11 protein-coding genes are annotated in these 16,851 nt (G+C 44.7%); all 11 read right to left on the bottom strand.

What is annotated here, in order from left to right; all coding sequences use genetic code 11:
• Nucleotides 1–390 precede the first annotated feature (390 nt).
• The gene (locus IFU39_RS22930; protein ID WP_143781457.1) at nucleotides 391–795 is read right to left on the bottom strand and encodes a hypothetical protein; all 405 of its coding nucleotides are present in this window, start codon (nucleotides 793–795) and stop codon (nucleotides 391–393) included.
• A 331-nt stretch (nucleotides 796–1,126) separates the two neighbouring features.
• On the bottom strand, nucleotides 1,127–1,849 hold the full coding sequence (locus IFU39_RS22925) for a response regulator transcription factor (RefSeq protein WP_026081439.1): 723 nt from the start codon (nucleotides 1,847–1,849) through the stop codon (nucleotides 1,127–1,129).
• A gap of 7 nt (nucleotides 1,850–1,856) precedes the next feature.
• Nucleotides 1,857–3,017 (bottom strand): sensor histidine kinase, encoded by a 1,161-nt coding sequence (locus IFU39_RS22920; protein WP_192135010.1) that lies wholly within the window; start codon nucleotides 3,015–3,017, stop codon nucleotides 1,857–1,859.
• 47 nt (nucleotides 3,018–3,064) lie between these two features.
• Nucleotides 3,065–5,788 (bottom strand): stalk domain-containing protein, encoded by a 2,724-nt coding sequence (locus IFU39_RS22915; protein WP_192135008.1) that lies wholly within the window; start codon nucleotides 5,786–5,788, stop codon nucleotides 3,065–3,067.
• 230 nt (nucleotides 5,789–6,018) lie between these two features.
• Nucleotides 6,019–6,429 carry a hypothetical protein gene (locus IFU39_RS22910; RefSeq protein ID WP_192135006.1) on the bottom strand — a complete coding sequence of 137 codons (411 nt, stop codon included), beginning with the start codon at nucleotides 6,427–6,429 and terminating at the stop codon, nucleotides 6,019–6,021.
• Nucleotides 6,389–7,243, bottom strand: coding sequence for a stalk domain-containing protein (locus tag IFU39_RS22905; protein WP_192135004.1), 855 nt, complete (start codon nucleotides 7,241–7,243; stop codon nucleotides 6,389–6,391). Before IFU39_RS22905 ends, IFU39_RS22910 begins: the two co-directional genes overlap by 41 nt.
• A gap of 116 nt (nucleotides 7,244–7,359) precedes the next feature.
• Complete coding sequence (locus IFU39_RS22900) at nucleotides 7,360–11,142, bottom strand: S-layer homology domain-containing protein (protein WP_192135003.1); 3,783 nt, start codon at nucleotides 11,140–11,142, stop codon at nucleotides 7,360–7,362.
• A 208-nt stretch (nucleotides 11,143–11,350) separates the two neighbouring features.
• Nucleotides 11,351–12,553 carry a methionine adenosyltransferase gene (gene metK, locus IFU39_RS22895; RefSeq protein ID WP_076254038.1) on the bottom strand — a complete coding sequence of 401 codons (1,203 nt, stop codon included), beginning with the start codon at nucleotides 12,551–12,553 and terminating at the stop codon, nucleotides 11,351–11,353.
• 255 nt (nucleotides 12,554–12,808) lie between these two features.
• On the bottom strand, nucleotides 12,809–13,081 hold the full coding sequence (locus tag IFU39_RS22890; RefSeq protein ID WP_017691962.1) for an alpha/beta-type small acid-soluble spore protein: 273 nt from the start codon (nucleotides 13,079–13,081) through the stop codon (nucleotides 12,809–12,811).
• 148 nt (nucleotides 13,082–13,229) lie between these two features.
• Nucleotides 13,230–13,823, bottom strand: coding sequence for a hypothetical protein (locus tag IFU39_RS22885; protein WP_192135002.1), 594 nt, complete (start codon nucleotides 13,821–13,823; stop codon nucleotides 13,230–13,232).
• A gap of 135 nt (nucleotides 13,824–13,958) precedes the next feature.
• The gene (locus IFU39_RS22880; RefSeq protein WP_192135001.1) at nucleotides 13,959–16,607 is read right to left on the bottom strand and encodes a hypothetical protein; all 2,649 of its coding nucleotides are present in this window, start codon (nucleotides 16,605–16,607) and stop codon (nucleotides 13,959–13,961) included.
• Between the last annotated feature and the right edge of the window lie 244 nt (nucleotides 16,608–16,851).

The raw sequence follows: 16,851 nt of genomic DNA, 5'->3' as shown, positions 1-16,851 counted from the left end.
ACGTCCAACATCCATTTTAAGTAATTATATGGTTTAATATACCATTGGTCAATATAATGGAAGAGTCTGCTTTCATTTTATGGGCCGATCTATCCCCTCTAGTACACTCACACCAATTCTGCTAATAACCAGAATCTTTCTTTAAAGTTGCGAAACTTTTTCCAATCTGAATCGTCTATACTTTTAAATTAAGAGTTCTGACTTCGAAAAGTTTATTTTAGTGCTCATGAACTCACCATACCCAGACAATAACCATAGATTGCATAAAAACCCATTTTTAATTTAAAAGCAGACTTGGCTACAATTACAAAAAAAGACTACAGCTTCTGCTGTAATCTTTTCACTGTAGATCTGCGAAATGTTAATCCCATTTCCCGCTCACATGATGATTTATTGCTCTGACTCACGCAAATCAATCAGTCGAAACGTGTGATCGGTCTGTGCTACCCGTTCAATATCAGCAGGGACAGCAGGCAGATAAGATGTCTCCATGCCTTGCCTTTGCATAAGCTTTTCAATAATCGTAATCGTTTCCGCTTCTGTACGATCAGCAACAACGGTTAATCTGAAGCTCTTACCACGGTATAATAATTCCCGGCAAAGTTCTCTTACAATGCCTTCGATCCGCCCTGCCTGATTGGAAGGGATGAGCAGAATCTGCTCGAAACCTTCAGATTCCGGACGGGAAAGATGGCGCTGGTGCATGGCATGAACGGCCATTGCCGCCAGGAAGTATATGAGCAGAATCATAGTCAGATGAGCAACCATGGCAACTGCACCTCCTCGGAAGGTCATGCTCACCCATGGCGAACATCCCTGTATACAACAAGTATATGCTGTACTTCCTGAAGGGTTACACTTGCATTTCCTATCACTCATATTCCACGCTGATCGACACCGGACGAAGAAAGACAGGCCAGGTCATTCATTCACGCCTACGCTTGAACATATGTTCCGCACAACCTTGCACTTTGCTCATTTGCAGTGATAAAGTCCATTAACCCGCAGACCAATCCAACATTCTGGAAAGGGCGCGAGTGAACACCAATCTATACTTCGTCTAGGTTGAATCAACCAATGGACTGACTTACCGTAAGAATACTGCTTTACGAAAAACAGAAAGTTATTAGAGCGTAACCCAACCATATTTGATCGAATTGATAACAGCTTGCGTACGGTCGTCCACTTCCATCTTCTGCAGGATACTGCTGACATGGTTTTTTACTGTTTTTTCACTGATGAACAAGAATTCACCAATCATTTTGTTGCTCTTACCTTCTGCCATCAAGCGAAGTACTTCAGCCTCACGACGTGTAAGCGGGTTATTGTCACCAGCAACAAATTTAACACCCGCTTCCTTCGAAGCCCCTTCACTCATTGCCCCTGTTTCATTAAGATACGTCATACGACGCAGCTGCATGATCAGTTTGCCTGTTACTTTCGGATGTATGAACGCATGTCCTTCATGCACGGAACGAATCGCATTGATCAGAGACTCGGCCTCCATATCCTTCAGCAAGTATCCGTTAGCCCCTTTACGAAGCGTCTCAAATACATAACTTTCATCATCATGAATGGACAAGATAATGACTTTGACATCAGGGAACAGCTCACGCAATTTCTCCGTTGCTTCAACCCCGTTTTCGATTGGCATGTTGATATCCATCAATACGATATCAGGTTTATCCTGATTGCAGAATTCGAGCACTTGAATACCATCGCCGCATTCGCCGATGACCTCAATGTCGTCCTCCATATTTAAAATGCGTTTCAGTCCCTCACGGAACAGCTGATGATCATCAGCCAATAGAACTTTAATCGATGCTTTACCAGTATCACGGTTTTCCATCATCCTGCTACTCCTTTCCCTTATCCACGTTTGTCGGGATATGAATCACTATTTTGGTTCCTTGATTTTCTGCGGATTCAATCTCTATTCTTCCTTCTAACAGTTCAACCCGTTCTCTCATCCCAATCAGACCGAAGTGGGTATGATCCTTGCTTTTCTTGGCAAGAAGCTCCGGTTTGAACCCAAGCCCATTGTCCTGAACGACAATTTTGACGAGCTGAGCCTGGTATGTAATTTCCACTACAACATAAGTGGGATAAGCATGCTTTGCAGCATTCGACAGACCTTCCTGCACGAGGCGGTAGATTGCAGCCTCCATGGCTGAAGATAAACGATGTTCCTTACCTCTTGTTTCAAAAAGCGACCGGATTTTCGTTTTTACCTCAAAATCCTGCACATACTTCCGAAGCGTTGGAATCAGTCCCAGATCATCCAGTGCCATAGGACGCAGATTGAAAATAACTTTTCTCATTTCTTCAAGACTGGAACGAACCTGGCCTTTCAAATCTACTATTTCGGCCTGGACCATCTTAAAATCCTGCTTAATGAGCATTCTTTCTACAATTTCCGTCCTAAGCACTAGATTGGCGAGCATCTGCGCAGGCCCGTCATGAATCTCACGAGCAATACGTTTCCGCTCTTCTTCCTGGGCCAAAATTATTTTCAAACCAATCATTTGTCGATTTTTGGCAGATTCGATGATCCGGGTCACTTGACCCAGTTCACCTGACAGGTACTCGAGTACAACACCCATCTGCGAACCGATGGTCTCGGCACGCTCCACAGAAGCTTCCACATTTTTGGCACGCTTCTGCAGATCATCCCGACGAGCCTTCAGATACATTTCCTTCTCACGATAAATCATCAGATCCAGCTGCAGCTGTGTTGCTTTCTCGTACGCCTGCTTGATATCATGTTCGGAATAACGGACAAAGTCGCGGCTAACCTCAGTCAGCCGGATCCGGGAACGGCGGTAGTTCAGCTCCAATTGATCTACTTTCTCGATCGTTTCCGCCGTCTCCTTCAGTACCGACTTTAACTCTTCGTTGAGTGTTTTCAGCTCATCGCGAGTTGCGTCCATAATTTCGAACATTTGATATTTGCTGTTTTCCATGACTTGTATGGCGTTTTTAATGACGCGGTCTATGGCATCGGCTTGTAAATCCACGTTTGTTCGACTCCATTTCTATCGTTTCCGGTATATATCATACCATATCACGATGAGATGGTAACGGTCTTCGTTTTCTGTTCCCATTTTACAGTCAGACCAAGTTGCTCGGAAACGAGTCTTAGCGGGACTAAAGTCCTACCACCCGTTACGTATGGTGCAACAGTTGCGCTCTGTCTTTTACCATTCAGAATGAATTCTTTCTGCCCTACAATCAAATCAATCAGCTTGCCACCACGTAATACCGTGATCCGCTGATTTTTGCTATCCCAGCTTGCCTGACCACCAAAAGCGTCCAAAACATGTTTGATTGGCACATACGTTGTACCATTTTTCAGGACCGGTGCTGCATCAATCACTTTTTTCGTTCCGTTCACCGTCATCGATTTCTGTCCAAGCACAAGCGAAGCTGTACCCGTAGGCAATCCGACTTCACTGGACTTGGAAGGCATCGTGAATGCGATATTGTCAAAAGCAACCGTACCTGATTTCGCACGCTCATCCTGACCTTCTTCCACGTTCACCACATAGACCCGCTTCAGCTTCGCCGGATAGGCGATGTTCAGTCCGTTTAGGTCCACGCTCAGCTTCTTCCACCCGTTCCAGTCAATCGCCTTGGCGAGATCGGCATATACCGTTTTGCCATTGGCATCTGTGAATTCGGCACGTAACCAGTTCAGGCTTTTATCTCCCATAACATCCATCGACATCGACGTAGCCGCTGCAGATACCTCTCTGCCAGTAGAACCATTCAGTTGTGCATAAGCGTACATTTTGCCTGTTCCAGCAGTCATATCATAACCGAGTTGCAGTACATTGGAGCCGGCTTTTTCACCAGTTCCTGCTGTGACTGTTGCCGTACCAGTTACACCCGCTGCGTTCGTTGTGAAGTTAATCGGATAATTCACGTTTTCGAAGTTCTCCCAGATCGTTTCACTTGCAGAAGCCGAGAGTACAACGACTGTGCTGTAACCATCATAACGACCAATCGCATATCCTACTTGTGCACCAGAATTAACGGAAGATACCGTTAATTGGTCAGCAGTAACTTTACCTTTGAACCCGATAAATTCCCATGTCAGCGAGTCTGCCGGAACCGTCACACTTTGTCCGCTCTTCGTTGTTGCCGTTACAGGAATGGACATCGTTGTGCCTGCTTGGAGCGAACCGAGACCCGATCCTGCTGTCAGGGAAGCCAATTCACTTCCACCCAATACCGATACTTTAATCGAGGATGAAGCTCCATTGCTCGTTGCCGTCAGCGTTGCTGTGCCTGGCTTCACGCCTTTGATTGTACCGTTGCTGACACTCACGATGCTGTTGTTGCTGGACTTCCAGGACATGCTGATATCGCCTGTTGCGATCGGGTTGTAGTAGGTGTCATATCCTTTGGCTGTGTACTTGCCCTCTTGACCCACCAGCAACGTTTGGCTACCACTCACGGCAAAGCCCTTCAGTTTACCTACAGGAGCCGTAGAGAACACACCTAGCGTGTTTACAACCTGACGTTGCTCGGTGCCATACTCTGTGTTGAACGTCAGACCAGCGGTTTGCTCACCCAACGGACGTGTTACCATTGTTGTGGAGCCGCCTCCATCCAGGTTCATGCCTTTCCAGACACCCACACTGGTCATAAAGGATTGCAGTTCCGTCAGCGACATCCCGCTGCTGTTACTGTTTTTCTCCGCTGCGATGATGTAGACATACCGACCATCCTGGGAGTATCCTACTGCCGTTCTGGCACGAATGCCACCAATGCCGGAAGATGCGATATCACGGGAAAAGGAAGCTGCCTTTCCACCGTTCACCAAAATGGTATGACCGCCAATCATCATCTCCAGGTTACTAGGATCAACCGATTGCCCGGTTGTTTTGGCTTTTAGCTTGTAATCCGCATCCAAGGTTTGCCCAACGGATAGATGGCTCATGATCCATGTCGCCGCTGTTCCATGCGCACGCAAAATGTACCCATCCTTCGGCACCGTCATGTTTAGCGCTTTTTTATCCGAGATTTGGGTGATTACTCCGTTCTGCACGAGAACCTCTGTTGGAGTTGTGGAAGGATCATTTGGTCGTTTGCTCGATGTCCATGCCGGTGTATAAATATACATCGAGTTGGCATGACTATACTTCACCGCACCCGACTCTACCGTATAATCCTCTTTATTTATCCCACGCAAAGCAAAGGTTGAACCATCCTGTGCCTTCACAGTTCCGTCAAAAGAATACTCGTCGATCATCGGTTTGCCATCCTTGGTCACCGTGAGGGCATACATGCCTGACAGTTCGGAAGGTGTGGAGACCAGCACGCCATCGGAGACCTGTCCACCAATTGGCGAGAGTTCCCCGGATACATTGAAGTAATCGCCATTTACAGCAGCTACTGCACCGTTTTCCTTGGCCATGGCACCTGTGCTCTGTTTACTGTTCAGATTACCGCCCTTGCCTGTCATTACATCCAGCTTCACATACGGGTTCAGCAGATCCACCTGGACTACATCCGCCAGTACGTTGACCTTGGAACCGGAACGTGTTGTTGTATATCTGTATTTCATGAGCTTCGCACCCGAAGTCAGGATTTCTTCACTCAACTTGCTTGTATTTGTAGATGCTGCAGCGGCCACCGATTGCCACGAAGTGCCTGACCACATCTGCCCACCTGCGCTCATCACCGGTGCAATCCAGATCACACCCGCCAGCGTCACAATCGCCCATTTCTTCACCTTACTGCCCTTAACGTCTTCCAGCTGTTTCTCATGTTTCCCCAGCATGTCTGAAACGTCTCTCCCATCTTGTATATCAATCTTAGACATCACGAACACTGCCAAGTGGGCAGCCGATAGCGAGATCTCTAGTATACTCTTCTATTAATAGACTGCTTTTTGTGGAAAAAGTTACGCCCCCAGCTAACTTTGAGGGTATTCTTGGCAAAAAGAAACCCAGGCGCGGCATTAACTGCACACCTGAGTTCTAGAACAATATTGATTTATGTTGAATCCTATTATAATTCTGGAAAAAATATTTCAGGTAACTCTCTATTGGTTTCTTCATAGTTAGCATCAATGTTAAATTCATCACTATAATTCCAGTGCCCATTGGCATAATCAAGATAGATTAGTGCGTTATATTCAGAACTATGTTGCTCTATCTTCTCTGAAACACTACTCCATTGCATCGTAGCATGGACAACAGCTTGCTTCTCCCCAAGAAACACGACTCGTTCATTAGACATATGATACGTAGTGTCTCCATACTCAAAGGAAGCTCTTGTAATGTGCTCCCATGTTCTCCATTCATCAACTGCATTTGCGTTCATTCGTCCAATATCAAATGGCGAAGTGTATTTATACGTTAAATCAAAGTCTTTCTGATTAAAACGCTCTATAATATTGCCTGAGGTCAGATAGGACATTTTGTTGCTTCTCATTAAAATTCTCTTTTATCGTATGTACAGATTTATCGATATCTTCTGGAAGCGTAGTATTACTGGAAAGATATCGATCCTGAAGTATTTTCCACATATTATTTTCTTTCTTAATTCTGAATACGATCTCATGCTGGTCGTCCATTACCTGATTATTATGAATATAAGTAACGTACAATAATGCCTGGTTCGCAGATTCATATGTAATGCTTGTGATATCGACATTGTAGATTCGATCAGGGATTTCGCTCACTTGGGGTGCTATCTTACTATCCGTCAAATAAGATCTCTGCATATGATCTGAAGCTAGTAGTTCTACAGTGAAAGCTCTATCATATGTTGTTATCAAATCAAGTATCTCTTTCTCTTGACCATACCCATACTGCACCATCCACGCCGTATTCGACTTTTTATCATACTTAACCGCATGCTTGGTTAACCAGGCGGCATAACGGATAGGTAAAAAGAATTTTCCATCAATCTGAATACCTGGCCTTTGTAATTCGTAGTAATCTCCCGATCCACTAATGTAACCATCGTCCGGTAGAAAGATAAATTTTGATTTCCCGATCTTAACTGAGATCTCTCGATCTACCACTGAGTAATCCGCTTGGTACCCCATTAGTTGAATAAACTCTCGAAACGGAACATACACCGTTCCTGATTTTGTCATCAGTTTAATATTTGTTGGCTTTTCATTTACGTACAGTTGTATGGATTCTTTATTATCTTGAGCATACGCCAGTGATGGTATAGATATTAACCCCAGAACGAGGACAAAAACTAGCATTTTTTTAAGCAAATTTACACCCTCTATCCATGAAATTTATGACTTTATAATATAAAGAAGCGAAACCAACCAGTTGAACTTATTCCCCTGATCGATTTCGCTTCACTAAGATAAAGAGCTAATTACTATTATAGATATCCTAATTTGTCCAAAACCCGCTTCAACATCACTGCTGCCTGTGCACGAGTTGCATTTCCCTGAGGTTCAAATGTTCTGGCTGTCATGCCTTGAATGATTCCCTCCTGCACAGCTTTGGCAACAGAATCCTTGGACTGGATTTTGTTGCTGTCCTTGAACTTGGATAGAGTGGTAGCAGCCGAAGATTGAAGAGAGACTGTTTTCCCACCGTAGTTCATCGCACGTACCATCATAAGTGCCATCTGCTCACGCGTAATGGGGCGATCTGGCTTAAACGTACCATCGGTATTTCCTGTAATGATTCCCGCTTCAGCAGCAGCACCGATATAGGCACTTGTCACACTACCGCTACGAACATCCTGGAAACGACTTGCTGCAGTAGGTTCTCCATTCAGTCCTAGACCTCTAGCGACCAATTCAGCAAATTCCGCACGTGTTATGTTCTCATTTGGTCGGTAGAAGGAACCACCCGGTGTGTTAATTATCCATTTGGCAGAGAGCTCCTTAATGACCTCACTAGCCCAGTGTGACGCCGTATCCGGATAACTAACGATGTTGTTAACAGGGACTACTGACTGATTGCCATTCAGCTGTCCTTGAACAACTACACCACCTGTCGTATTTTTAAAGGAACTAGGTACATTGGATAACCTAAACGTAACTGGATCGATATACGTAAATCCAGATGTTACACTTGGGGTATTGGCAGCCAATTGCATGGCCAGTTGGCTTTTGATATTCTGATCTACACGTTGATCGCTTGTTCCATTACCGGCATACAAATATACGTCCGTATAGTTGCCAAGCTTCTGCGCTCCTGCACCTGCAATCAAGCCTTCCATCGTCCCCGATGAAGAGACAGGTACCGTCTCTAACTGAACGTATAAGGATGGAACCGTTGCTCCTGTCGTTGTACTTGTGTTTGACGTTCCTACACTCCGACTCATAGCCGCCATATCTAAATTAGACAGCGGCACCGTCCAGAGAAGATCGCCATACTTCACACCAATAGTGCCTGTGCGATAACTTGCAGCAATCTGAGTCAGTGCATTTAATGGGAATCCAACATACGCAGCCGATTCACTGTCCGGAATCTCAAATACCACCGGCTGAGTCAATTTCCCGATTGCTCCAGCGTATTCAAAGGACTGAATCAACTTGGTTGCATCCACGTTGAATTGACGAGTCGGCCGATTATAGTGGGACATCGCAGATACAGCAGAAGCCGTAGTATTATTCATCACAAGTAAAGACTGACCATAGCTCGTTGCATCCAATTCCGACAACCAGGAAGGACGGTTTCCCGACTGATTATTGTTCGAACTATTATTCGTCTGTTGTAACGTAAGTGGACCAAATGCTGTTATCGTGACATTCGACGCATCCCGTAACGGCACTGCCCCAGGTACATAACTCACCGTTCCCGTCTGAGTAGCTGTCGATGTTACTGCTGAAGTATCCACTTTCAACGTCACCACAGAGCCAGAAGCTGAAGCAGACAATACAGTTGTGGTTGAATTACCAATCACTACACTGAACTGAGATGCTGTTAGTGCAGCCTGGGACTGGATTGAATCACGGAAATTAATCTGAACCGTGTCTCCCTGAAGCGTAGCCGAAAGGATTTTGCCATTTCCATATGTGTACGTTACTGGAGTCAGATTGAGATATCCTGCTGGGTTATTGTTCAGATCCGTTAATCGCAATGCCCCAGGTACATATGATAGAGATATATTTTGTGTATCCTTCACCGCTGAAGCCAGCGTTAACGTAACCAGATCATTTTCGATCTCGGAAGCATTAACGAAGACTGGCTTACCATCGACCAGAACAGAATATTGGCTGTTGAGCGGTTTATTCGTCGTGTTCAGTGGTTCATTGTAACGCATCCATAACTTGTTACCACTCACCTCAGCACTCTTAAACTCAGGTGGTTTGGTATCAATTGAATTACGGACATAGAAGCCGCTGAATCCAGCAAGAGCCTGTCCACGTGTATCTTTTACAGGCCATGAACCTGGCGTGTATGCAACACGAACGACTTCACCATCCGTAATTGACCGACTAAGATTCAATGTAACCACAGAGCTGCCATTGATTGATATGCTATTGATGCCTACAGCCGACTGATCCGCAGTTACACTGAATTGTCTTGCTGCATCACTTGAAGTGATATATACCGTCTCAGGATAGTACAACGTCATTGTACTGTAATACACGTTACCTTCTCGCGGCTTGGACATAACAGAATCTAAACCATTCTCCACATCTCTTGCGCCAAAAGCAGCCGCAGCATTGGAAGACTGATCTGTAAGACGATTACTTGTAGTACCGGGTGCATATGCGATCCGCACAACCTGTCCTACTGCTACACCCGTATCCAAGACAACATATACACTGTCACCTGAGATATAAGTGGAGCTGACATTCCTCTTTTCACCATTTACAGTTACAGCATAAGTACTACTCAGCGAATTAGTGCTGTACAGCCACTCATCATAAGTCAGGCGAATGGTGTTATTGCTATGCATCTTAGCATTCTTCAACACAGGTGCAGTTGTATCTGCACTTAATGTTTTAAAGGCCCATGATGTAGACCCATTAAGGCCTGTAAATGTATTTCCTGCTTTATCACGAAACGTATTGGCTGGGATGTCTACCACATAATTCGTGTTGCTGTCCAATGCGTTCGCAGGTGTAATCAGCAATTGTCTATTGTTTGCACTATTCATGACTGTCTTGGATGCAACGGTTGCTCCATTTGATTTTTTGAGCGTTACATTCTGAATGTAATTCGGATCAAGTTCTTTGTTGAACGTAACTGTTAATTTTCCCGTTAATGGTGCATTGGTAGTACCGTTTGCGGGAGATACAGTAGATACCATAAGGGACGTCGGATCGGATATGACATTGAATCCCCAAACATTCCCACTAATTGCACTGATATCATTCTCATTGCTATCCCTCAAATAACCTTCTGGCATTACGATGTAATATGTAGTGTTGTTGTTCCAGTTATTCGTGGGAACGATCGTAATCGTATTGGTTCCAAAACCTGTAATTCGAGGTGCTCCTGCGTTTACTGGAATCTGCTCAAATACAGTACCACCAACTCTTCCCTGATAAATAATGAGATTCCCTCTACCTGCGGTTACAGGCTTATCGAACGTCATCACTACCTTAGTTGAAGGGGATACCATTGCTGCGTTATCAGGAACTCTACTCACAAGGGAAGCTGAGCCTAGCCCCAAAGTACTGAAGGTCCACTCTTTGTTAGTCAGTCCCGGAAATGCAGTATTGTCCGCGTAAACAAATGATTTATTATCTATCTCTACGTAGTATGTTGCTCCCGGTAGAGTCTTGCCCAGTGTAATCGTCACTCGTAGGCCAATAGCTGGTACAGGCGTACTGTCTCCCGCATCCGGTGTCGTAGGATCTGTAATCGGTGGTGTGGGATCAATCACGACTTGTTCACTGGATACCAGCACCGAACCCATCGTTGTATTGTCATCCAAACGCTTAATCAAGATTGAACTTTGTGTACCTGGTGCCTTCTGAACAGGTTTATCAAAATCAATAACGAATGGTATTGAACTATCCACATTCGTTCCTTTCACGGCAGGAACAGTATTCGTTATTCCATTTGCACTTAATACGTGTGCAGCATATGCTCCCTGTTCGACTCCACTCCAACCCGTAAGCCAACCTTGAGCGGTCAGCATAACAATTAAGATTCCAAGCATGCCTTTTCTTGCAATTCTCTTCAATTCCACTGATCTTCCCCCTTATCTGCATTTCTTCTCCTGTCTGATGCACAGACCTCATTATGTATTTCGGTTAGAGAAGGGATTTCATTTAGTTATTTGGGGATTTATTCCATAATTTTTCCTTTGTCCATGACAAGCAGTGAAATCGATGGAAGCACAAAAAAGCCCTTAATTCCTTAACGGAATCAAGGGCTCCATTACTATTGCACCTAACTTACAGACCTGCTTGAGTTTTCAAAAGGTCTACTTTATCCACTTGCTCCCAAGGTACATCCAGGTCTGTACGGCCGAAGTGACCGTAAGCAGCGGTTTGTTTGTAGATTGGGCGACGCAGATCCAGCATACGAATGATGCCAGCCGGACGAAGATCAAAGTTGTTACGCACAAGCTCAACCAATTTCTCTTCGCTGACTTTGCCAGTTCCGTATGTATCCACGTTGATCGATACCGGGTTGGCTACACCAATCGCGTAAGCGAGCTGGATTTCCAATTTGTCTGCAAGACCTGCAGCAACAAGGTTTTTCGCTACGTAACGAGCTGCATATGCTGCTGAGCGGTCTACTTTTGTCGGATCTTTACCGGAGAACGCACCACCGCCGTGACGTGCATAACCGCCGTAGGTATCTACGATGATTTTACGTCCAGTAAGGCCTGCATCTCCCTGAGGTCCGCCAATAACGAAACGTCCTGTTGGGTTGATGAAATATTTAGTCTGCTCATCCAGCAATCCAGCTGGAACAACAGGCAAGATTACATGTTCTTTGATATCTTTTTGGATCTGCTCCAGCGTAGTCTCTTCAGCGTGCTGAGTAGACACAACGATTGTATCCACACGTACCGGTTTGTCACCGTCGTATTCAATCGTTACTTGCGTTTTACCATCCGGACGAAGATATTCCAATGTACCGTTCTTACGCACTTCCGCCAGACGACGCGCGATACGGTGGGACAGAGCGATTGGCAAAGGCATGAGTTCAGGTGTTTCGTTCGTTGCAAAACCGAACATCAGACCTTGGTCACCTGCACCAATGTTTTCTGTCTCACGAGCCATTTGTTCCGGGTCACGGTTCTCAAACGCTGCGTTAACGCCTTGGGCAATATCAGCAGACTGCTCATTCAGAGAAGTCAGAACTGCACAAGTGTTATAATCAAAACCGAACTGGGCATTGGTGTACCCAATTTCCTTAATTGTATTACGAACGATGGACGGAATGTCCACGTATTCAGAAGCTGAACTGATTTCACCGATGACAAGCACTAAGCCTGTGGCTACGGAAACTTCGCAAGCTACGCGAGCATTAGGATCGTTCGCCAGGAACGCGTCCAATACGGCGTCTGAGATCTGATCGCAGATTTTATCCGGATGTCCTTCGGTTACAGACTCCGATGTAAATAGATGCCGGCCTTTAACAGACATGAAGTTTCAACCTCCCATAACTAATAGTATGGCGATTGCCCGAACAAAACATGACAGCGATTCGTTCACTGTACCCTCGAAGCTTTCCAAAATGGAATAAGGACGCAGGGTCCGCAGTACCGAAGATAAGGATTTTTCAGGTAATTGCCTCAAACGAAAATCAACCTTTCCCTAGTGGAAAAGGTTGCATACCTCAAGTGCCATCTTAACGTATTTGTCAAGACGTGTCAAACGAAATGGGGTAAGGAAAATGCCCTATAAGTGCTGTTCTGCCTGGCGAATTAGCCTTTTCGTGATCTCTCCACCAACCGATCCATTCTCGCGGGAAGTCAGATGTCCCCACCCTTTGTATTGCCCATAGGAGTGATCACTCACTTCACCCAGTTCAGATCCAAATTCTGTATCCGCACCAGCTAAACCTCTGCCACCATAACCTACATTAAGACCAAACTCTGCAGCAATCTCATACTTCATCTGATCCAGCATTTGACGACTTTCGGGTACCACTTTGCGATTGCTTCTAGCCATGATTCCTGCACCTCCATTAATTGATTGTCAACAGTTATAGAGTGAGCAGGAACAAGGCTGGCTAGCCGTATTAATGTTTGTTAGAACTGGGTAATCTGAGCAAATAAAATGTATAACTAATGAATAATTCCTTTAACAGCTACAAATCCTATTTCAGAGTATATCCACCACGAACCATTACAGTTAAGCTGTATTTGTTTCCTTCCAAGACCGTGATCCCCCGTCCATCCCTTGGAAAAGAGAGCAGGTGATTGGTCGGCGCTACCTGTCCATTCGTCAGGTCAATCCCGTCCGTCAGATCCGCTACACCATTCGTACCTTCACTGACGATCACAGCTTTGCCGCTACGTACAATGAACTCCGCGCCAGACTTTCCGATCAGCTGTTGACCCGGCTTCACGGTTACGATCTCAACGGCTTCAGAAGCGCCCGAGACCAGTGGAGGAAGGGATGTGTCTCCACCTGTGCTACCGGAGTTTCCAGTTCCTGTAGAGCCGGTGTTGTTACCATTTCCTGCATTGCTGTCTGTTCCCGTATTGGTACTTCCTACTCCAGTCGGGATTTTACCACCCAAAGCCTGTTGGATCTGCTGATCTACATAACTCTTTGTTACAACCGGATCATCCGCTGTTCCTGGTTGGCTGGTGCCTGCTCCAATGGCTGTATTGCTGTATACCGACCCAACCCAGACGCCAACACCAATGGCGAGCGCAGCGAGGGATACTTTCATATAAGGTTTCATGTGAATCATTTTCCTCCTCTGGTAATCTATTAACTTTAACTATAGAGAAAAAATAGACATGCGACAAGCAAAACCTCGCTTCCGTAGATGTGGAAGCGAGGTCTTAGCTTTAAAATATCTTAATTTGCGTACAAATTACCGATTATTATTGGGATTATTAGAACCCTCTTCCGGGAACTCCGGGATGATCGGTTCTTCTTTAGGCAGTTTGGATACATCGTAACTATAACCTTGTTCCGCAAGACGAATTCGTTGACCTTCGAAAACATCATACAAGGCTACGCGATATGAGCCACCACGTATTTTATCAAATACCGTATCATCAATACTCCAGTTCAGCGTCTGGTTAATGCCTGTTTTCAGATCAGTTCCTGGTGTGATCTCTTTATCAAACACTTTACCTGACCCATCGGTTAGAGACAGAATCAGCTTGTGTCCATACTCTCCACTATCCACAGCTTCCTCCTGTGTTAAGGAGTAGATCATCTCAATCTGTACTGCCGTTCCACCTGTAAGGTAAGCTTTAATATTGCTACCCGAGAATTTGAACGGATACAAGTCGATATCATTCAGAGAAGATAGAACAGATAATGATTTTGGCTGTACTTCAAATGACATGGCATTAACATAAGCCGTTGCATCACCTTCACCGGTTACAAATTTGTTGTCAGCAACCCCTTCACCTACAATCAGACGCATATCAGATAATGTTTTTACACTCTTCGGCACTTTGGCCCAGAACGTAACGATACTCTTCTGACCTGGTCCCGGTACACGGTTTGCCTGCTTGGCTGTTGCTTTGTAATATTGACCATCTGCTGTTTTGTAGTATCCTACCAACTTCGCAAGGCCACTCTGACGCAGAGACTTATTCGTCATCTCGAATTCGGTGTATACAATATCGGACGAAGATCCCGGATATATATATGTTCTGCGTATGCCCAGCTCTGTTTCTTTATCTGCAGTTCCTTGAGTATAGGTTTTCCCTTCGCCTACATAAGAGAGGGGCTGAATTAAACCGGACGTACTAAGGGTAATCCAATCGTTCTTTTCTTCCTCACTTACTTTCTCCTGCAAAGTTAATTCCAGACGGCTCATATTGAGTTCAGATGGAATCTTCGTCAGGAGATAAGCTTCGGTGACCATACCAGAACCTAGTAACTTGCCGCCTTCTGCACGAATCAGCTTCGTATCTCCATCAATACGTGCAGAATCGATTGTAAACATTGCTTCCAGCTCAGGCAATTGAACCGTTTTGGTCGATGCATTACGGATGGTGACCTTGGCAGCAATAATATCACTGTCTGTCCATGGGAGACGTTGTAAGGAGCCAACAGATACCCCGAATGTACCTTTACTATTCTTAATTACCGTTTCTGTTGTAAGTCCATCTCCACTTGTTACGGATTCAGGAATAGCATAGATGCCAATCGGATAAGAGAACTCAAAGCCACTCGTGCCTCCGCCAGATGTTTCCCCTTCTTTGCTCTCATCTTTGGTTGTAGGTGTCATCGCATATAATTTGATTTTGCTGGTATCGCCATTCCCTTGAATCGTAGAGTTCAGTTTGATCGTTTTAGTCGCACCTGGCTTCAACTTCAGATCATCTAATGCCTTGGTCTCGATCGGATAGGAAGTTCCATCTTCTGTACGGATCTCTAATGCGTATTTGGGAACCTTAACTTCTTTTTTCCCTTGGTTCTTAATGACCCACTGCATCGTTAGATCAAACTCTTCATCCTCACCACGGACACGAGCAGATTCCAATAGAGTCGATACAGGTTGTCCATCAATCGAGATGATATTCGGTTGATTCGCTACTACGTTTACATTCGTTTGGCTAGCTTCAGGAAGCTGTAATGCAGCCACTGGCAGAGCTGTCTTCTCTTCACCTTGTTCTTCCACTAGCAGTAATTCGGACTTTTCCAGTTTCAACGCTGTAGGCAAAGAAGCCATTAAATTTAACGTTTTATTGGCCTGTGCCTGAATACTGACACCCGTACTATCCTTATCCGGGGTCAACGGATAATTCGTACCACCTGGTGTACGTAGAATCCACTTGATGTTTGGATTATCCAATAGCTTATAACTGATATTGTTCAAGTTCACGCCAACTTTGACATATTGCTTCTTATTTTCACCTGGATACACTTTAATTCCCGAGACTTTAACCTTGACGGCTGAATCACTCAGACGAACCGTCTTTGTTTTACCTACAGGTGTAGTGATGCTATATGATGCGGGAACATTGAATTTCCCCAACGTGCTTTCATAATTTGGTTTACTGAAATCCCATTTTACAATCAGGAAGTTCAGATCACTCAATTTCACTTCACGTCCAACCTTCATAACGTATGTGAGATCCACCGTGGAACCCGGTGATACTGTCTTCTTCTCTTGATCCTTGGCGATCAGCTTTGGAGAGAAGCTTGTTCCACCTTTTGTTTTCACTTTGCTCCAATAATCGAGCATCATCATCGGTGTGCTGTCATTATTTTTATACGTCAGTGTATACGTCACCGTATTCCCGTCGTCTTGCGACAAGATATTGACGTCTGTTAACTTCACGGTACTACGTGCAGTTACTTTGACCGCAGGTACCTTAGCCAGGGTATGTACGACTTTGTTCGTGGTTGTTGTCTGTTGCTTCTTTGTTGTTGCGCTGTTATTTGTAGCAGGTTTACCTGAGTTAGCTGGTGTACTTGCAGCAGCTACTAAACCTCCACTTGAACTGATGAATAACATACTAGTTATCAAAGTCGTTATGACCTTTTTATGATCCACTTCCAAACCTCCCATAAGTTGCTTGTTGCTTTATAGTATAAACGTTTGGGATGGAGAGAAAGTTACGATGTTGTTGGTTTTAGTGAAGTAAATACTGAAACAATATAGTGGACTACTAAAATATCACATTATCGTATCCATATTCTTTGTCATATAATATGCGGCTGCTTGAGGTATGCTTGTACATATAGTGTATAATAATATAATTTTTAACAATAAAAAAAACCTACCCATATGGGTAGGT

Origin of the sequence: Paenibacillus sp. CFBP 13594, assembly GCF_014842675.1 — a bacterium.
In the GTDB taxonomy this organism is placed as follows: domain Bacteria; phylum Bacillota; class Bacilli; order Paenibacillales; family Paenibacillaceae; genus Paenibacillus; species Paenibacillus amylolyticus_B.
The sequence above is the reverse complement of the archived record's forward strand: the minus strand, read 5'-3'. Positions and strand labels throughout refer to the sequence as shown.